Genomic DNA, 17,358 nt, shown 5'->3' on the forward strand with positions numbered 1-17,358 from the left:
TCAATTGCGCAGGTCTTGGGGCAACAGGTCCGCGGGGAAATTCTGGTAGGCAACGGGGCGCAGAAATCTGCGGATCGACATGGTCCCGACGCTTGTTGCGCCGAAGTTGGTCGAGGCCGGGTAGGGTCCGCCATGCACCATGGAATCGACAACCTCGACGCCGGTTGGGAAGCCATTGACCAGCAATCTGCCCGCCTTCCTTTCGAGGATCGGCAGCAGGTCGCGGGCAAGGCCAAGATCGGCGTCGTCCATATGGATCGTCGCGGTCAGCTGTCCCTGGAAGCTTTCGGCAAGGGCGACCATCTCTTCAGGCGAGCCGACGCGCACGACGAGGCCGAGAGGGCCGAACACCTCTTCGCTGAGGGAGTGATCGGCAAGCCAGGCCGAGCCCTTGGTCTCGAACAGGTTCGGCGCGGCGTCGCGGCCAGCACTCTTTGCAGCGAGAACCGGCGCGACGGCATTGCTCGCCCGCAGGCGGTCGGCACCATCGTGATAGGCCGTGGCGATGCCGTTGGTCAGCATCGTCTGCGGCGCCACCTTTTCAAGAGCGGATTTGGCAGCACTGGTAAACTTGTCCGCCTCCGGCCCGTCGACGACGACGGCGATGCCGGGCTTGGTGCAAAACTGGCCGGCACCGAGCGTCAGTGAACCGGCCCAGCCGGAACCGATTGCGTCGGCCCGGGCAGCGGTAGCGGCCGGCAGCAGGAACATCGGATTAACGCTGCCGAGTTCCCCGAAAAAGGGGATCGGCTCAGGGCGCTGGGCGCAAAGGTCAAAGAGCGCCCGTCCGCCGGCAAGCGAGCCGGTGAAGCCAACGGCTTTGATGGCCGGATGCGTCACCAGAGCCGTTCCGACATCACGGCGGCCGCCCTGGATCAGGCTGAAGACGCCGGCCGGCATTCCGGTGCGCTCGATAGCGGCTGCAATCGCCTCGGCAATGATCTCACCTGTGCCGGGATGGGCCGAATGCCCCTTCACCACGACCGGGCAGCCCGCGGCAAGCGCGGCTGCCGTATCGCCGCCGGCCGTCGAGAATGCCAGCGGAAAATTCGAAGCGCCGAAGACGGCGACGGGGCCGATCGGCCGTTGCACCAGACGGATCTCGGGGCGCGGCGCCGGTTGCCGATCGGGTTGGGCCGCATCGATACGCACATCAAGATGCGCGCCCTTGCGGATATGGTCGGCAAACAGTCTGAGCTGGCCGGTGGTACGAGCGCGTTCGCCGTTGAGCCGGCCCTCTGGAAGTCCGGTTTCCTGCGTTCCGATGACGGTTACGGCCTCGCCGCGCTTGTCGATCTCCTCGGCGATTGCCTCGAGGAAAATGGCGCGTTCCTTGCGTGTCGTTGCCGAAAATGCTGCAAAAGCAGCTTCGGCAGCGCGGCAGGCGCGGTCGACCAATTCCGTTGTGCCGACAGCGAAGTCGTGTGCCTGCCCATGCGCCGGCTCGGACCGAAATGTCGTCGTCCCGGCAATCCATTCGCCGGCGATGAAATGTCTGCCTGAAGGGGTCCAGCTCATTGTTAATCTCCTCGGCGGAGCTTTGCTCCGTCCTGATTCCGTTGTTCAAGATGCGCCGCCTTAGCGGCCATTCACCTTCCGCCATTCGGCAAAGAGCGTCAGATTGCTTTCGTCGGTGGCCGGGTAGAGGCCAATGATCGTATGACCTTGCTTGACGCGTTCCGTGACGAAATCCTCGTAAGCGGTCATCTCCACCGCTTCATCAGCGATCTCGTCGGCAATCTCAGCCGGGATGACGATCACGCTATCGTCGTCGCCAACCATGATGTCGCCCGGGAAGACCGCAACATCGCCACAGCCTATCGGCACATTGATGTCGATTGCCTCGTGGAGCGTCAGGTTCGTCGGGCTGGAGGGACGGTTGTGATAGGCGGGGATATCGAGGCCGCCGATCGTCATGGCGTCCCGGAAGCCGCCATCCGTGACGACGCCGACGCCGCCGCGCATCATCAGACGAGTAACTAGGATGTCGCCGGCAGAGGCTGCGCGCGGATCCTTGCGGCTGTCCATCACCAGAACAGAGCCTTCCGGGCACGTCTCGATGGCAAGCCGTTGCGGATGTTTCGGGTTCCGAAAGACGTTCATCGCGTTGCGGTCCTCGCGCGCCGGCATGTAGCGCAGCGTGAAGGCCGGTCCGACCATATTGCGGCCCTTCGGCTGCACCGGCCGCACATCCTGGATTGTCTGGTTTCTCAGGCCGCGCTTGAACAGCGCAGAACAAAGCGTCGCGACGGAGACACCCATCAGTTTTTCACGGGTTGCGGGGTTCATATTTCCTCCTCCTCGTTCTCATTCAGACACCAAAGCTGCGCGTTTCCACGGTCCAGTCGCGGGCTTTGCCGGTCAGGCTGCAACCGAGCCCCGGACGTGCCGGCACGATCATCCGGCCGTCCTTGATCTCGAGTTGTTCGTTAAACAGGGGCGCCAGCCAATCGAAATGCTCCACCCACGGCTCATGCGCATAGGCGGCCGCCAAGTGCAGATGGATTTCCATGGCGAAATGCGGGGCCAAGCGCATACGTTTCGCCTCGGCGTACGTGCAGATGCGCAGGAAGGGCGTGATGCCGCCGACACGCGGCGCATCCGGCTGAATGAAGTCGACCGCATCGGCCCGGATCAGCGCCATGTGCTCGTCGGCGCTTGCCAGCATTTCGCCGGTGGCGATCGGCGTGGCGAGTTCCCGCGCCAGTGCCGCATGACCCTCGGCATCATAGGCATCGAGCGGCTCTTCGATCCATTCAAGATTGAGCGGTTCGACCAGCCGGCCGAAACGCAAGGCCGTCGTGCGGTCCCATTGCTGGTTTGCATCGACCATCAGCGGGACACGGCCATCGATATGGCTGGTCACCGCATCAAGCCGGCGCAGGTCGATCATCGGGTCCGGCTGTCCGACCTTGATCTTGATGCCGCCGATGCCGGAGGCGATCGAGTGATCGATGGCATCGCGGATTTCCTCGACGGTCGATGACAGGAAGCCGCCGGAAGTGTTGTAGCAGGCGACACTGTCGCGATGGGCACCAAGCAGTTTTGCAAGCGGCAAGCCGGCGCGTTTCGCCTTCAGGTCCCACAGGCAGATGTCGATGGCGGCGATTGCCTGCGTTGCAATGCCGGAGCGGCCGACCGAGGCTCCTGCCCAGCAGAGCTTGTCCCAGATGCGCGCGGTATCGTTGGGGTCTTCGCCGATCAGGTTGTCGGCAAGCTCGCAGGCATGTGCATAGAGGGCAGGTCCGCCTGCCCGCTTCGAGTAACTGAAACCGAGGCCGCTATGGCCAGCCTCGGAGACGATCTCGCAAAATAGAAAGGCCACTTGGGTCAGCGGCTTCTGGCGGCCCGTCAACACCTTGGCATCGCTGATCGGCCGCGCCAAAGGCAGGTAAACGAGCGACAGGGTGACCGATCGGATGGCGTCCAACGTGGACGGACCGGCAGCGAAGCCGGCCTTGGGGGGCTGTGCGGGAATCGTACGTCGATTGGGATCAAACATCGTAGCGCCTCAGTTGATAGCCGGTTCCGGCGTCTTGCCACCGAATTCCGTCGTCAGGAAATCAAAGTCGCAGCCTTTGTCGGCCTGCTCGATATGGCCGGAGAACATAAAGCCGTAACCGCGCTCGTAATGCCGCGTCGGCGCGACCCAGGCGGCCCGCCGCGCTGTGATCTCTTCTTCGGAAACCAGCATATTGAGACTGCGTGCCGGAATATCGAGCTCGACCATGTCCCCCGTTTTCAGCAGCGCAAGAGGCCCGCCAACATAAGATTCCGGTGCAACATGCAGCACGCAGGCGCCGAAACTGGTTCCGGACATTCGGGCGTCCGAGATACGCACCATGTCGCGCAGGCCGAGCTTCAACAGCGCCTTCGGCATCGGGATCATGCCCCATTCCGGCATGCCCGGTCCGCCCTGGGGGCCGGCATTGCGGAGCACGAGAACGGTGTCCGGCGTCAGCGGATAGTCGGGATCGTCGATGATCTTCTTCATCTCCGCATAGCTGTCGGCGACCAGCGCCGGGCCACAATGGCGATGGAATTTAGGGTCGCAGGCCGCCGGTTTGATGACCGCACCGTCGGGACAGAGGTTCCCCTTGAGCACGGCCAGCGAACCTTCGTGATAGACCGGGTTCGACAATGGCCGGATAACGTCGTCATTGTAGATCTTAACCCGGTCGAGGCCGTCCACCAATGGATTGCCCGTGATGGTAATCGCGGTTGGATTGAGCTTGTCGCCGAGCTGCTTCATCAGGGCGCGCAAGCCACCCGCATAAAAGAAGTCCTCCATCAGGTAGATCGAACCGGAAGGCCTGATGTTGGCGAGAACCGGCGTCGTGCGACCAATGCGATCGAGATCATCGAGCTCCAGCGGAACGCCGGCGCGCCGCGCCATGGCGATCAGGTGAATGATGGCATTGGTGGAGCAGCCGGTCGCCATGGCGACCGTGACTGCGTTGTCGATGGCCGCGGGCGTGATGATCTGGTCCGGCGTCAGATCCTCCCACACCATATCGACGATGCGGCGGCCGCAGGCCGCCGACATGCGCTGATGGTTGGCGTCGGCTGCGGGGATCGAGGATGCGCCGGGCAGTGTCAATCCCATAGCCTCGGCGATCGCCGTCATCGTCGACGCCGTTCCCATGGTCATGCAATGGCCGTAGCTGCGGGCGATTCCGCCTTCGATGCCCTGCCATTCCTCCTGGGTGATCGTGCCGGCGCGGCGCTCGTCCCAGTATTTGAAGCCGTCGGTACCGGAGCCCAGCGTCTTGCCGGCATAGTTGCCGCGAAGCATCGGGCCGGCAGGGAGATAAATGAAGGGAATGCCCATGCTGACTGCGCCCATGACAAGGCCTGGTGTCGTCTTGTCGCAGCCGCCCATCAGAACGGCGCCATCGACAGGATGGCTCCGCAGGAGTTCCTCGGTCTCCATCGCCAGCATATTGCGATAGAGCATCGTGGTCGGCTTGACGAAGTTTTCGGAAAGGGAAAGAGCGGGCAGCTCCATGGGGAACCCACCCGACTGAAGAATTCCCCGCTTCACCCATTCAACGCGTTCACGGAAATGCATGTGGCACGGCTGCGCATCGGACCAGGTGTTGATTACGGCAATGATCGGCTTTCCCTGCCAATCCTCAGGCGCGTAACCCATCTGCATGGTCCGCGACCGGTGGCCGAACGAGCGCTGGTCATCCGGCAGCATCCATCGGGCGGACCGCAATTGCTCGTAGGTTTTCCTCGGGGTCACGGCTTTCTCCCACCTTTTCGCTTGCTTATTTCAGCGTTTGAACAAACTGATATTTTAGTTTGACATATATATCAATGGAAAGTTTGCGTTCTTGTGCATTAGGTCGTGCAAAGCTATGAATGGAATCGAAAAGGACGCCTCACATGAATTCCCAATTCGCCTCTACATTCGGCCTGACCGCGCCCGGCTTTCCGGTCGTTGCCGGCAGTACCGTCCAGCGGGTCTATGATGATCTGCGAAAGCGCATCATCACCATTCAGCTGCCACCGGACACTACGCTGTCGCGCACCGAACTCACCGAGACTTATGAAGTCAGCCAGACTCCCATCCGTGACGCATTGCAGCTTCTCAAACAGGAGGGTCTGGTTCGCATTTATCCGCAGTCCCGCACTGTGGTGACCAGGATCGACGTCCTGCAGATTTACGAGGCGCATTTCCTTCGCGTTGCCCTGGAAACGGAAGTTTGCCGCCGCCTTGCAACCGATCCGGATCCGGATCCGAGCGTCATCACCCGCGCCCGGTCGATCATCAAGATGCAGTCGGCAGTCGCCGACGACGCCGATCAGATCGCGATCTTCCAGGAGCTCGACGAGCTCTTTCACCAGACATTGTTCGCAGGCGCCAAGCGCAGCAGTCTCCACCAATTGATACGCGAACGGTCCGGCCATCTCGAGCGCATTCGTCGCCTGCATCTGCCCGAGAAGGGCAAGATCATGAGCATCCTCGATGGGCACCATGCCATCATCGACGCGATTGCCGCCCGCGACGAACAGGGTGCCGTCGACGCGATCCGTGAGCATCTCAGCCAGACCGTCGCAAAAGTCGAAGAGCTCAGGAAGGAGTTCCCGGATTACTTCGTCTGAACCGGCCCGCGGGTTTTGCCGGGGTCAATTGACCGGCGTCAGGAGCGGCCGGCCTGCGAAGAAGGCGGCAAGGTTGTCGACCGTCAATTGCGCCATCCTGTCGCGCGTTTCCTCGGTACCGCTGGCATGATGGGGATAGAGCACAACATTATCGAGCGCTGCAAAGCGCGGGTCGGGATTGGGTTCGTTGAGGTAGACATCGATGCCGGCCGAGGCGATCCGCCTTTCCTGCAAGGCCTTGATCAAGGCCGGCTCGTCGACGACGGTGCCCCGGGCAATGTTGATGAAGCTGCCCGTCGGTCCGAGCGCATTCAGCACGTCCGCCGAAATCAATCCCTCGGTCGAGGGCCCGCCAGGGGTCGCGACGATCAGGATATCGGCCCAGCCGGCCAGTTTTACCGGCGTGTCGAAATAGGCAAAATCGTTGCCGGCTTTCTTCGTCCTCCCATAATAGCCGACCGTCAGCCCGACAGCTTCGCATCGCTTGGCAATCGCCATCCCTATGCGGCCGAGGCCGACGATCCCAGCCTTCTTGCCCGACGTCGATGTCGTCAGCGGCATCATGCCCTTCCGCCCCCAATCGCCGGAGCGCACATAGCGATCGCCTTCCGGCAGGCGCCGTCGTGCCGCCAGCATCAGAAGCAGTGCCATGTCGGCAACGTCGTCGCAAAGCACCTCCGATGTGTTGGTGAGCTTGATGCCGCGCCGTGTCATCGCCTCGACGTCCATCTGGTCGTAGCCAGCCGAGGAACAGGCGGCGAGCTTTAATGCCGGCAATTTCGAAAGCAGGGCCTCGTCGATCGTCACATGGCCGTTGCAGACCAGTGCGGAAGAGACCGGGCCGGCTTGCTGCAAGAGAGCTTCCCGCTCTTCGCCTTTGACAAGATCGAGCCGGTGCAGCGTGTAGTTTTCCTCCAGCATCGCCATCTGATGGGGCCGGAGCGGATAGGCGACGATAACATCGGGCTTCATGCGGAAACGAGTCCTTCCTGTAAATGGCGGGCAGCGCGTCGGGTGGCCTGGACCTCCGGATCGGGATCGAGGCTCGCGGCAAGAAGCGCCTGCGTGTAGGGGTGGGAGGGCGCGTTGAAGATCTGTTCCACCGGCCCCTCCTCGACAATCTCGCCGGCCTTCATGACGATGACACGATCGGCGAAATCGCGAACCACCGGCAGGTCGTGCGCAATGAAAAGGTAGGAAAGGCCGAATTCACGACGCAGGCCCTCAAGCAGGGCAATCACCTGTGCCTGGATCGACACGTCGAGTGCGGAAACCGCCTCGTCGCAGATGATCAGTTTCGGCTCCATCGCGAGCGCACGGGCAATCGCGATGCGCTGGCGCTGGCCGCCGGAAAACTGATGTGGATACCGGTCGGCCATATCCGGTTTCAGGCCGACTTTGACCAGCAACTCGGCCACTCTTTCCTTCCATCTTGCCTTCGGCAGGATATCCGGGTGAATGACCCAGGCCTCGGAAATCAAACGGAACACGCTCATCCGCGGGTTCAGTGACTGGGTGGGGTCCTGAAAGACCATCTGCAAATCGCGACGCAGCCCGAATATTTCTCTCGGGGTCATCGCAAGCAGATCGTTGCCGCGATAGAGAACCTGGCCCTCCTGCGGATCATCGAGGCGAACGATCGCCCGGGCAAGGGTTGACTTGCCGGAACCGCTCTCGCCGACAACGGCAACCGTTTCGCCGGGCATGATGACGAAATCCACGCCCTTCAGCGCCTGGAATGCGCCAAAACTCTTTTTCAAGCCAATGGCGCGCAGCAGCGGTTCGCCCTGCCGGTCACGCTCCTGGGCCATCGCACCCTTCCCCGGTGCGGCAGCAATCAGCTTCTTCGTATAGGCGTTCTGCGGGTTGCGATAGACTTCGGCCGCATTGCCGGTTTCGACGACACAGCCGGAATTCATCACCACGACCCGGTCGGCGATCTCGGCAACGACGCCCAAATCGTGGGTGATCAGCAACAGGCCCATGCCGGTTTCCTGCTGCAACTCCTGCAGAAGTTCGAGCACCTGCGCCTGCACCGTAACATCAAGCGCGGTGGTGGGTTCGTCCGCGATCAGGATATCGGGCTTGCAGGCGATCGCCATGGCGATCATCAAGCGCTGCCGCTGGCCGCCGGAGAACTGGAACGGATATTTTCGCATCGCCGCCTGCGGATCGCTTATGCCGACGCGCCCGATCAATTCGAGCGCCCTCGCGCCGGCGCGTTCCGCCGACTGGCCATGCGTCGTCATCATCTCGGTGATTTGCCAGCCGACCGGATAGACCGGATTGAGGTGGGCGAGCGGGTCCTGAAAGATCATGGCGATCTTGGCGCCGTTGATCGAGCGCCGCTCCTCGGTCGTCATTTTCAGCATGTCGCGGCCGTTGAGGAGAATGGTGCCGCTGGTGATCTTGCCGGGCGGCATGTCGATCAGGTTCATGATCGCCGAGGCCGACACGGACTTGCCCGAACCGCTTTCCCCAAGGATCGCCAGCGTCTCGCCGCGATCGAGATGCCAGCTGACATCCTGCACCGCCTTGACCGTTCCGCTGGCGGTGTGGAACTCGACCGAGAGGTCACGCACTTCCAAAAGATGTTCAGCCATTTTTCCTGCCCCTCATTTCAAGGCGCCAGCGTTGCGTCGGATCGAGTGCGATACGCAGCCAATTCGACAGAAGGTTCAGCGACAGCGTCGTCAGAATGATTGCAAGGCCCGGCCAGAAGGAAAGCCACCAGGCATTGGTGAGATAGGGCCGTCCTTGAGCAACCATAAGACCCCAGGTGATCTCAGGCGCCTGAATGCCGATCCCAAGGAATGACAGGGAAGATTCCGCCAGCATGACGAAAGCGAAATCCAGCGTCGCGATGGTCACCAGCGTCGGGAAGATCACAGGCAGGATGTGATGGAAGACAATGCGCCAATACGATGCTCCCATGACCTTCGCCGCCTGCACGAACATCCGCTCGCGCACTTCCAGCACTTCGGCGCGCGTGGTGCGCAGATAGATGGGAATGCGGGTGATCGCCAGGACGAGGACGATATTGGTGACCGAGGGCTCGAGCATATAGAGCACGATCACCGCCAGAAGCAGCGACGGAAAGGACATGATGACGTCGCCGAGGCGCATGATCCATTGAGCAGCAGAAGAGCGGCTGTAACCTGCCACCAGACCGAGCGCCGTACCGACGACAGATGATGCGAGCACGGCTGCCGCGGCCACCAGGATGGTGTTTTGTGCCGCCACGATGACGCGGGCAAGAAGCGGCCTGCCGAGCGCATCGGCTCCGAGGACATAAAGCAATCCGCGGGTGATATCGAACGGCGGTGCGTTGCGGCCCCGCAGGTTCTGCTTGGTGGCGATGGCCTCCAGCAGGAACGGGCCAAACAGCGCACAGAGCAGAACGATCAAGAGGAACAGAGCCGCGAAAAAAGCGAGCTTGTCCGCCCACAGCATCGTCAGCCAGCGCCCGATCGGGCCGCTTGGTTTTTTCTCGGCGAGGGTTTGTGTGTCGGCCATCGTCATCGCTCAATACCGGATGCGCGGATCGAGCAGCGCATAGGCGATGTCGATCAACAGGTTCATGATGAAGATCGCCAGTGCCGAGACCATGATGACGGCCAGAACGACGGCGAAATCGCGAAGCAAAATGGAATCGATCATCAGCTTGCCGATGCCCGGAAAGCCAAACACGGTCTCGACGACGACGGCACCGTTCAAGATGGCGGCCGCCTGGTCGCCGATGACTGTGATCACCGGCAGCATGGCGTTGCGCAGTCCGTGAATGAAGATGATTGAGTTCGAGCGGACCCCCTTGGCGCGGGCCGTCTTCACATAGGCGGAAGACAGAACACTGATCATCGAGCCGCGGACCACCTGCAGGATCAGGCCGAAAGGCCGGATGAACAGCACGCTGACCGGCAGGACCCAGTGCCAGAAAGTTCCCGTTCCCGATGTCGGAAGGACATGTAGTTTGACGGCGAAAATGACGATCGCCACGATGGCCAGCCAGAAATCCGGCGCCGCAGCGCCGATCAGCGAGAAGAAAGTGGCGAGGCGGTCGAAGACGCCGCCGACGCGAAACGCCGCGAGCGAACCGATGACGATCGCGGCGACCGTGACCAGCGCCATGGTGATGACTGCCAGCCAGAAGGTCCACACGAAAGCCTCCAGCACGACATCCATGGCCGGACGGGCCTGTCGCAGTGACTGACCGAAATTGCCTTGGGCAAGATCCGAGACATAACGGCCGAACTGGATGATCAACGGATCGTTGAAACCGTTCATCTCTCGGAATTGCTGGCGCATTTCCGTAGTCGCATCGATCGGCAGATAGAGGTCGGTCGGATCGCCCGTCAGCCGGGACAGGAAGAACACGATGACGATAAGCACCACGAGCGATACGCCACTGGCGATCGCGCGTTTGCCGATGAAACTCTTCATGCACTCCTCCCGAGTGAACCCCATTGGGCCGTGATGTCCGTTCGTCCGGCTGCCCGTCATACCCCGCCGGCAACAGGCCCGGCTCGACGACCGGCGTTATAACTGAAATATTAGTTCATCTAAAATTTTTGTGAACCCCAAAAATGATCGGGGCTTATCGCGGTGGTTTGCGTCGCCATGTCATGTCGCGGGTTCCAATAATGGCCGCGCCGATGATCACGACCGCGCCGATCCAAGTCTGTGCGGCCGGAACTTCCGAGAAAAATGAGAAGGCCATAAGGGCCACGATGGGCAGTCGGAGAAAGTCAAGCGGTGCCAGGACGCTTGCGGCCGCCATGCCGAAAGCGCGCGTGATGAGCGTCATGTTGAGAGCGCCGAGTGCCCCTTGCATGGCAAGCAGTGCGAGTTGGTTCCAGGTCGGCATTGACCAGACCGGCAGCATGACGATCAGGCCAAGCGGCACCGTCGCTATCAGATTCCATGCAACCAACCGGTCGGCACTATCCTTCAATGCCATCCGCCGCAGCATCAATTGGCTGGCTGCCGTCAAGACCGCTCCTGCCAGCGCAAAAAGCAGCCATTGGTCGAAACCGGACGCTCCAGGGCGAATGATGATCATGACGCCGATAAAACCTGCGACAATGCCGGCCACGCTGGAGATGCCGACATGTTCCTTGAGCACCAGCCAAGCACCGAGAACGAGAAACATCGGCATGGTGAAATTGATCGCGGTCGCATCGGCGAGTGGCGCGTGCGCAAAGGCGACGAACAAAGCAACCAGTGAGGCAAGCTTCAGACCGGCACGCACGACATGCAGAACACGATAGGGAGAGGATTTCAGGTCGACCCGGGACACGATCCAGGGCGTGACGACCAGAAGTCCAAAAAACGACCGGAAAAAGCCGATCATCAATGGATGCACCTCGCCGGCCAGCAAACGCACGATGACTGCGTCGAGACTATTTAAAAATGCGGCGGCCACCATCATGCATACGGCAAGGCCTGTGCGACCAGGCTGCATCACGCTTCTCCTGATCGAACAAAGGTGAACCCTGCTGTATCGGCCATTCGATACAGCTGCGCGTTGAACCGGCAATCCATGAAAAATAAAGCCTTCCTGGCGTGTCTGCTAATCTCCCGGCTCACAACGGTCTGCCGCGTTTGAGACCGCTCGTTCTCAACAGGGGTCGGCAGCATCCGTTATCTTCGGCGCGGATTAACGGCTTTATCTCAATCCATCAGCCGCCGTCCACAGTGACACAGCGGATTGCTGACAGGGCCGCCTTCGTCCACGACTAGTGGACCACTCCGTTCGTTTTCGCCCGGTTCGAGAACTGGTGAACGAGCATGATGCCCTGCTCAAGAAGCAACTCGGCTGCCTGCAGATCGCGCGGCGTGAGATCGCCGGATAGTCCGCGAATCGTATTGGCGACGCAGATGGAGTTGGCGACGAAGCGGGTGTCGCCCTCACCTTCCGCCTCCTCGGCAGTTGCTTCCAAGGCGTCGGCGACGGTGTCGAGCAGGCTCGAGCGTTCGACAAGCGTCATGTCGTTCAGGGTTTTGGAAATGCCGTTCATGATTGTCTCCTCGCGCGTGCCCAAGGCGGATCGCAGCTCCAATTTCTCGATTTCAGTCACATGGCGGTGACTGTCAGATAGGATGGTTGTCTTAAGAAGCAACTCATGGCTGCCGCGCACCTGACGCATAGTGCAGCCAGCTGGGACGGCTCAATCAATAATTTCGGGCCGATCATTCCAGATGTGTCAGGAGGTCGGCAAGCATCGGTCGCTGCCCTTTCAACAGCTTTATGGCTGCGTGGGGCAGGGAAAACCACCCCGCACGATCGACCTCCGGAAAGCTCTTTACCCGGCCTGACCGGGGCGGCCATTCCATTTGAAATACGGAACTCTGTATCGCATTCACGTCCAGTACCGGATCGGCTTCGATCGACCACACGACGACTATCTTACCGCCGGGTTGTCGGTATTCGCCCAATGGTGTGAACCTGCCATCGACTGCGACACCCAGCTCCTCGGCAGTCTCCCTGATTGCGGCCGCGAGCTCGTCTTCGCCGGCCTCGATCAGCCCCTTCGGGATCGACCAGGCAGCCTCATCTTTCCTAGCCCAGAAAGGACCGCCCGGATGGACGAGAAGGACTTCGTTGTCCTTGGAAATGCGCCGGTAGATGAGAAGTCCGGCGCTGCGGATGACCATCGCGTTGTGCCCTTCTTGTATCGATCACGAGGCCAGGCACTCCTCACAGATGCCGCACCCATCGTCGTCCATCCACCGACGCCGCCGCTTGCAGCAAAGGCAAGCACGACTATCCGGCTGCTCTTTTGTGTCTTCCGGAGGAATGATCTCGATCGTCGTGTCGAATAGAGTGTCAGCTACAAGCTCCGCCATCTCGTTGCTCCATCAGTCTGTTCTAAATAAGATAGGAGCGGTGATCGATACCGGCAAGCTCTCGACGACGTCAGGCGGTTCAATGAAGGGTCAGCTTCGACGCCGGTCAGAGCGGCAAATCGCGTTCCGACCAGATTCGGCGATCCCAACATCGAACGCTGGGCCTTCTTGCGACAAGTGATATAGTTGAATTTCGGTCGTCCACCTGGACGATACGACAAAGGAATTATTCCATGGGAGACCAGAATCGCCCGCTGCAACCAGGAGAAACCGCCCCCGCCTTCGCACTAGCCACGGCCAACTTCGATGGAACGGTCTCATTCGCCGATTTGAGCGGTCGCCCGTTCTTGATCGGGTTCTTTCGCGGGCTACACTGCCCGTTCTGTCGGCGCCAGGTCGAACAGCTTGCTGGCATACAGCCCAGCCTGCGCGCCTCCGGAGTGGAGACCGTGGCCGTTATCAACACACCAGTAGAACGCGCTCGCCTGTATTTCCGCCACCGTCCGACGCCAGTAACGCTGCTATGCGATCCCGACTGCCACACACATCGGGCCTATGGTGTGCCCCATGCTGAGTTCCTGCCCGATGGGAGCAGCAAGCAGCCCGAATGGCCTTATAGCGCGACGATGGCGCAGTTCCAGGCGGCGCGCATCAACCCCACGGGCGAGTTGCCGGAAGTGCTACAGCCGATGGAAGCCAATACGATACTCAACGCCAAGGACCGCTTCGAGCTTGATGAAGCCGATATGGCGATCTTCTCGAACCACGCCACCCAGCTCGTCGGGCACTTCCTGGTCAATGAGAACGGCACCATCGCCTGGTCGCAAATTGAGGCGCTGGACGGACCGAACAGCCTTTGCATCTTCCCGACTGCGGCGGAGATAATCGCCGCCGCCGGCAGCCTTGAACGCTGACCTTCAGCGAACCATTGGCCAGCGTGGGCGAACTCGTCTCCGAGCTGCCATCAGTTTGACCTCCACGTTCTGCCAGTCCGAAAAAATAGTCACATTAGCTAGACAGACTCCACCGTTGTTCGGTTTTTGCATCGAACAGATGCAGTTTGCTGAGGTCCGGGCTAATGACGATTTGGTCGCCGGCGCGGAGATCAAGGCGCTCTCTTACCGTCGCAACGAGATGATTCTCACCAAACTTCGTGGTGACCTGGATCTCAGCACCGGTGGGCTCGACGAGAACGACCTCAGCGGCCACAGGACCTTGTCCGATTGTAAGATGCTCAGGGCGAATGCCGTAGATAAGCTGTGCGCCGCGTTCCAATGGCGCTGCTTCGGGCAGCGGCAGCTTACCTCCGCCGTCCGCGATCAACTCCAGCGGCCCCGAGGTGCTGACCTGGCCTCGAATAAGGTTCATTGCCGGCGAACCGATGAAGCCCGCCACGAAAAGGTTTGCCGGCCGGTCGTAGAGATCGAGCGGAGAGCCTATTTGTTCGACGAAGCCGTCCCGCATCACAACAATCCGATCGGCCATTGTCATGGCCTCGACCTGATCGTGGGTGACGTAAATGGTCGTTGTCTTCAGTCGCTGATGCAGTTGCTTGATTTCCGAACGCATCTGCACCCGCAGCTTCGCGTCCAGGTTAGACAATGGTTCGTCAAACAGGAAGACCTGCGGATTTCTGACGATGGCACGGCCCATCGCCACACGTTGGCGTTGGCCACCCGACAGGTTTTTCGGATATCTGTCGAGCAGATGCTCGAGCCCCAGAATTTCAGCGGCTGCTCGAACACGCTGCTTGGTCTGTTCCTTGGGTGCTTTCGCCAGCTTCAGCGAAAAACCCATATTCGCCTCGACTGTCAGATGGGGGTAGAGCGCATATGACTGGAAAACCATCGCGATATCGCGTTCTTTTGGCGCGACATTGTTCACGACCTTGCTGCCGATCGATATCCGGCCGGCTGAAATCTCTTCGAGGCCGGCGATCATCCGCAACAATGTCGACTTCCCGCACCCGGACGGACCGACCAGGATTACGAATTCGCCGTCTTGGATATCAATATCCACCCCATGCAGAACTTCGAAGTGACCGTAGCTCTTGCGGGCATTCGCCACACTTACTGACGCCATAACTTTCTCCGGCTGAATGTTGGTATCTTCGGGACGCGGCCGCTCGTCTGACACGGCTGTCGATTGCTCACCGGCTTGCCGTGGCGGCTGAATAAGGCGCCAGTACCGCGTCGACCGCAGCAAGGCAGAGTTCGCGTGCCTTCGGAGCGACCTGCTTTGACACCACGCCGGAATAGAGTCGGCCGAGATATTGGCTGATCAGAGTTTCGGGAATTTCATCGGGGAGCCGGCTGAACAATTCGCCGACCGCGGCGGATGCGCGAGGATCCGGCCAGTAATAGCGAATTCGATCACTATAGCTGAAATGCCTTTGCAATCGCTCCTCATCGGGACTGCCGCCATAGTGGGCCGCCCAGCTTGCCGGTTGCTCAACCATGATCTTTTCCATGGTCGCCACCAGTCCGGTTCGCGGCGTCCTCCCGGCAAGCACGTCAGCGATCGCATCGAGACCGTACAGCGCTTCGCGTAGCGCGAAAGTCAGCCCCGGTCCGACCTTTAGGATTGCAAAGCCGCCGTCGACGAGAGCAGACAAGGCTTCGGCCGGCTGGTAGTCGGTGGAATGTGCTTCGAAAATCAAGCCCGGCATGTCGTCCAGCGAACGAATGAGGCTCTTGGCCCGTTCAGGCTTGTAGAGCGCCACGTCCGTGTTGCCAAATTCCACGCCCGGCTGAACCACGATCCCAATGACCCGCTCCATTGCCGACGCCAAACCTGCTTCGGCAAACGACGCCCGGTGAACCGCCAGCGTTTTCATCGCCGCATCGGCCCGGGTAATTTCGATGTCTTCGAGTGCGTGCGTTGCACCACCTGGAGGCGGCACCTCGGTTCCGATGATATAGACCGGCGGACGGCGGCCTGAACGAAGAGCGGTCTCCTCAGCGGCCTTTGCCAATCGAGCGGCCCGCGCCGCGGTCAATTCGTCATCGAGCGCCGTTGGTTCACCGGCACAGCCCATCGACGTGTCCAGGTGAATCTTTTCAAACCCTGCCTCGACATAGGCCGTCACCATAGCCGCGGCGCGCAGCATTGCCTCCTCGGCCGCCAACTTTCTCCAAGGGTTGGGGCCGAGGTGATCGCCTCCGAGGATGATGCGTTCGGCTGGAAAGTCAGTCGCTGCGGCGATGTCCTCGATGAACCGGCGAAAGTCCACCGGCGTCATCGCGGTATAGCCGCCCTCCTGATTGACCTGATTGCAGGTGGCTTCGATGAGGACCGCCCGGTGCTCCATGCCGGCACGCCGAAGGGCTGCCTCGATAACCAGCGGATGCGCCGAGCAGACCGAAGTGACGCCATGGGGAAAAGGCAGGTTTCGGGCACCGAAAAGCTTTCGCAGCGCGGTCTGCCGGTTCTCTTCGATCGACGTCATGCGAGCGTCACAACCTTCGTCAGGTGACGGGGAGAGACAGTGTCGATTTGCCGAGCCTGCGCGGCGCGTTCGCCGAGGACCTGCAGCGCCGGAAGGACAACGAGGCCCGCAAGCGACAGATCGACATCGACGGTGAGTTCCAGATCGCCTGGACCACCCACACCGATGACGACCGCGCCTTTTTCTCTCAGTTCTCCCACCAGTTTCGTCTCCGCCTCCCTCTGGTCGGAGCTGTACAGCATGACCGCAACCGTCTTTGCGTCAACGAGGCTGATCGGCCCATGCCGGTATTCCAGCGGGTGGAAAGCCTGGGTCATGATCTGGCTCATTTCCATGAGCTTGAGCGCTCCCTCCAGGGCGACGCCGAAGAGGGGGCCTCCACCGAGAAAGACGAAATGCGACCGGTCGGCGATAATTCCAGGAAGTGCCGCATCGAGAGCGCTCGCGAGCTGCCGGGCGGAATTCACGACAGAGGCAGGAACCTTCTGCCCGATCATCTGCAAACCGAGAAGGACCATGAGGCTCGCCGATACCGTCATGACGATACCTTCGTCCGGATGGGTTTCGGCCGCGATCATCCGATCGCAATTTTTCGCGAGAGAGCTTTCCTGTTCGACGGTTATCGCCGTCACGAAGGCGCCGGCGGCCCGGCTTGCCTTTGCCGCGGCGACTGTCTCCGTCGTCTCGCCGCTCCGGGAAAGCGCGACGACGTGCGTGTTGCGCCACTCCGGCCAGAAAGCCGACGGCCGGGTTTGCCATTCGGCACCGGGGACCGCGATTGCCTTGCGTCCGGCCATATTGGCATAGGCTGCCAGCGAGAGCGCAAGATTGAAGGATGTGCCGCAGCCGACGAAGACGAGCAGCTCCGCGCGGTCGTCGGCTGAATTCAATTCAATGGCCTTCTCCCAATAGGGAAATTGCTCGAAAATAACCTTTTCGGTCGTGCTCATGAA

The 17,358-nt window shown here is 60.7% G+C and carries 16 protein-coding genes; 2 read left to right on the forward strand and 14 right to left on the reverse strand.

All coding sequences use genetic code 11. The features are described 5' to 3' along the window. Genes G9X64_RS13945 through araD form a run of 4 tightly spaced genes read right to left on the reverse strand, consistent with a single transcriptional unit; the run spans window position 1 to window position 5,248 of the window. Entirely contained in the window at window positions 1-1,518 is a 1,518-nt protein-coding gene (locus tag G9X64_RS13945; protein ID WP_171376725.1) for an aldehyde dehydrogenase (NADP(+)), read from the reverse strand. A gap of 60 nt (window positions 1,519-1,578) precedes the next feature. Further along, window positions 1,579-2,289: a ribonuclease activity regulator RraA gene (locus G9X64_RS13950; protein ID WP_168309036.1), complete on the reverse strand. Its 711-nt coding sequence runs from the start codon at window positions 2,287-2,289 to the stop codon at window positions 1,579-1,581. Between the two features lie 22 nt (window positions 2,290-2,311). Next, the gene (locus G9X64_RS13955) at window positions 2,312-3,502 is read right to left on the reverse strand and encodes an L-talarate/galactarate dehydratase (protein WP_171376726.1); all 1,191 of its coding nucleotides are present in this window, start codon (window positions 3,500-3,502) and stop codon (window positions 2,312-2,314) included. A 9-nt stretch (window positions 3,503-3,511) separates the two neighbouring features. Next, the gene (gene araD, locus G9X64_RS13960) at window positions 3,512-5,248 is read right to left on the reverse strand and encodes an L-arabinonate dehydratase (RefSeq protein ID WP_168315769.1); all 1,737 of its coding nucleotides are present in this window, start codon (window positions 5,246-5,248) and stop codon (window positions 3,512-3,514) included. Window positions 5,249-5,391: 143 nt separating this feature from the next. On the opposite strand from araD, the gene G9X64_RS13965 reads away from it, so the two are divergent. Then, window positions 5,392-6,111 (forward strand): GntR family transcriptional regulator, encoded by a 720-nt coding sequence (locus tag G9X64_RS13965; RefSeq protein WP_168309033.1) that lies wholly within the window; start codon window positions 5,392-5,394, stop codon window positions 6,109-6,111. A 24-nt stretch (window positions 6,112-6,135) separates the two neighbouring features. Here the strand turns inward: G9X64_RS13965 and G9X64_RS13970 are convergent, their stop codons facing one another. The 7 genes from G9X64_RS13970 to G9X64_RS14000 all read right to left on the reverse strand — a co-directional run bounded on the left by G9X64_RS13970 (window position 6,136) and on the right by G9X64_RS14000 (window position 12,765). After that, window positions 6,136-7,083: a 2-hydroxyacid dehydrogenase gene (locus G9X64_RS13970; protein ID WP_171376727.1), complete on the reverse strand. Its 948-nt coding sequence runs from the start codon at window positions 7,081-7,083 to the stop codon at window positions 6,136-6,138. Continuing rightward, window positions 7,080-8,714 carry an ABC transporter ATP-binding protein gene (locus tag G9X64_RS13975; protein ID WP_171376728.1) on the reverse strand — a complete coding sequence of 545 codons (1,635 nt, stop codon included), beginning with the start codon at window positions 8,712-8,714 and terminating at the stop codon, window positions 7,080-7,082. The genes G9X64_RS13970 and G9X64_RS13975 overlap by 4 nt, the downstream gene beginning before the upstream one ends. Then, on the reverse strand, window positions 8,707-9,633 hold the full coding sequence (locus G9X64_RS13980; protein ID WP_027664341.1) for an ABC transporter permease: 927 nt from the start codon (window positions 9,631-9,633) through the stop codon (window positions 8,707-8,709). Before G9X64_RS13980 ends, G9X64_RS13975 begins: the two co-directional genes overlap by 8 nt. 3 nt (window positions 9,634-9,636) lie before the next feature. After that, window positions 9,637-10,551, reverse strand: coding sequence for an ABC transporter permease (locus G9X64_RS13985; protein ID WP_003550760.1), 915 nt, complete (start codon window positions 10,549-10,551; stop codon window positions 9,637-9,639). Window positions 10,552-10,705: 154 nt separating this feature from the next. Next, on the reverse strand, window positions 10,706-11,572 hold the full coding sequence (locus tag G9X64_RS13990) for a DMT family transporter (RefSeq protein ID WP_168309098.1): 867 nt from the start codon (window positions 11,570-11,572) through the stop codon (window positions 10,706-10,708). A gap of 274 nt (window positions 11,573-11,846) precedes the next feature. After that, window positions 11,847-12,128, reverse strand: coding sequence for a hypothetical protein (locus G9X64_RS13995; protein ID WP_130670486.1), 282 nt, complete (start codon window positions 12,126-12,128; stop codon window positions 11,847-11,849). 172 nt (window positions 12,129-12,300) lie between these two features. Next, a complete protein-coding gene (locus G9X64_RS14000) occupies window positions 12,301-12,765 on the reverse strand; it encodes an NUDIX hydrolase (protein WP_171376729.1) in 465 nt (154 codons plus the stop codon). Window positions 12,766-13,190: 425 nt separating this feature from the next. Between G9X64_RS14000 and G9X64_RS14005 the strand changes: the two genes are divergently transcribed. Continuing rightward, complete coding sequence (locus G9X64_RS14005; RefSeq protein WP_171376730.1) at window positions 13,191-13,871, forward strand: peroxiredoxin-like family protein; 681 nt, start codon at window positions 13,191-13,193, stop codon at window positions 13,869-13,871. A 94-nt stretch (window positions 13,872-13,965) separates the two neighbouring features. Here the strand turns inward: G9X64_RS14005 and G9X64_RS14010 are convergent, their stop codons facing one another. The 3 genes from G9X64_RS14010 to G9X64_RS14020 form a co-directional block, all read right to left on the reverse strand. Then, the gene (locus G9X64_RS14010) at window positions 13,966-15,039 is read right to left on the reverse strand and encodes an ABC transporter ATP-binding protein (RefSeq protein ID WP_171376731.1); all 1,074 of its coding nucleotides are present in this window, start codon (window positions 15,037-15,039) and stop codon (window positions 13,966-13,968) included. A gap of 67 nt (window positions 15,040-15,106) precedes the next feature. Next, on the reverse strand, window positions 15,107-16,405 hold the full coding sequence (locus G9X64_RS14015) for a D-tagatose-bisphosphate aldolase, class II, non-catalytic subunit (RefSeq protein WP_171376732.1): 1,299 nt from the start codon (window positions 16,403-16,405) through the stop codon (window positions 15,107-15,109). Continuing rightward, window positions 16,402-17,355: an SIS domain-containing protein gene (locus tag G9X64_RS14020; RefSeq protein ID WP_171376733.1), complete on the reverse strand. Its 954-nt coding sequence runs from the start codon at window positions 17,353-17,355 to the stop codon at window positions 16,402-16,404. Before G9X64_RS14020 ends, G9X64_RS14015 begins: the two co-directional genes overlap by 4 nt. Window positions 17,356-17,358 lie beyond the last annotated feature (3 nt).

Origin of the sequence: Rhizobium sophorae, assembly GCF_013087515.1 — a bacterium.
GTDB classification, from domain to species: domain Bacteria; phylum Pseudomonadota; class Alphaproteobacteria; order Rhizobiales; family Rhizobiaceae; genus Rhizobium; species Rhizobium sophorae.

What these genes read in the sequence shown, in the direction of transcription:
- G9X64_RS13945 (WP_171376725.1), bottom strand. Translation starts at nt 1,518, where the DNA reads ATGAGCTGGACCCCTTCAGGCAGACATTTCATCGCCGGCGAATGGATT.
- G9X64_RS13950 (WP_168309036.1), bottom strand. Translation starts at nt 2,289, where the DNA reads ATGAACCCCGCAACCCGTGAAAAACTGATGGGTGTCTCCGTCGCGACG.
- G9X64_RS13955 (WP_171376726.1), bottom strand. Translation starts at nt 3,502, where the DNA reads ATGTTTGATCCCAATCGACGTACGATTCCCGCACAGCCCCCCAAGGCC.
- G9X64_RS13965 (WP_168309033.1), top strand. Translation starts at nt 5,392, where the DNA reads ATGAATTCCCAATTCGCCTCTACATTCGGCCTGACCGCGCCCGGCTTT.
- G9X64_RS13970 (WP_171376727.1), bottom strand. Translation starts at nt 7,083, where the DNA reads ATGAAGCCCGATGTTATCGTCGCCTATCCGCTCCGGCCCCATCAGATG.
- G9X64_RS13975 (WP_171376728.1), bottom strand. Translation starts at nt 8,714, where the DNA reads ATGGCTGAACATCTTTTGGAAGTGCGTGACCTCTCGGTCGAGTTCCAC.
- G9X64_RS13980 (WP_027664341.1), bottom strand. Translation starts at nt 9,633, where the DNA reads ATGACGATGGCCGACACACAAACCCTCGCCGAGAAAAAACCAAGCGGC.
- G9X64_RS13985 (WP_003550760.1), bottom strand. Translation starts at nt 10,551, where the DNA reads ATGAAGAGTTTCATCGGCAAACGCGCGATCGCCAGTGGCGTATCGCTC.
- G9X64_RS13990 (WP_168309098.1), bottom strand. Translation starts at nt 11,572, where the DNA reads ATGCAGCCTGGTCGCACAGGCCTTGCCGTATGCATGATGGTGGCCGCC.
- G9X64_RS13995 (WP_130670486.1), bottom strand. Translation starts at nt 12,128, where the DNA reads ATGAACGGCATTTCCAAAACCCTGAACGACATGACGCTTGTCGAACGC.
- G9X64_RS14000 (WP_171376729.1), bottom strand. Translation starts at nt 12,765, where the DNA reads ATGGTCATCCGCAGCGCCGGACTTCTCATCTACCGGCGCATTTCCAAG.
- G9X64_RS14005 (WP_171376730.1), top strand. Translation starts at nt 13,191, where the DNA reads ATGGGAGACCAGAATCGCCCGCTGCAACCAGGAGAAACCGCCCCCGCC.
- G9X64_RS14010 (WP_171376731.1), bottom strand. Translation starts at nt 15,039, where the DNA reads ATGGCGTCAGTAAGTGTGGCGAATGCCCGCAAGAGCTACGGTCACTTC.
- G9X64_RS14015 (WP_171376732.1), bottom strand. Translation starts at nt 16,405, where the DNA reads ATGACGTCGATCGAAGAGAACCGGCAGACCGCGCTGCGAAAGCTTTTC.
- G9X64_RS14020 (WP_171376733.1), bottom strand. Translation starts at nt 17,355, where the DNA reads ATGAGCACGACCGAAAAGGTTATTTTCGAGCAATTTCCCTATTGGGAG.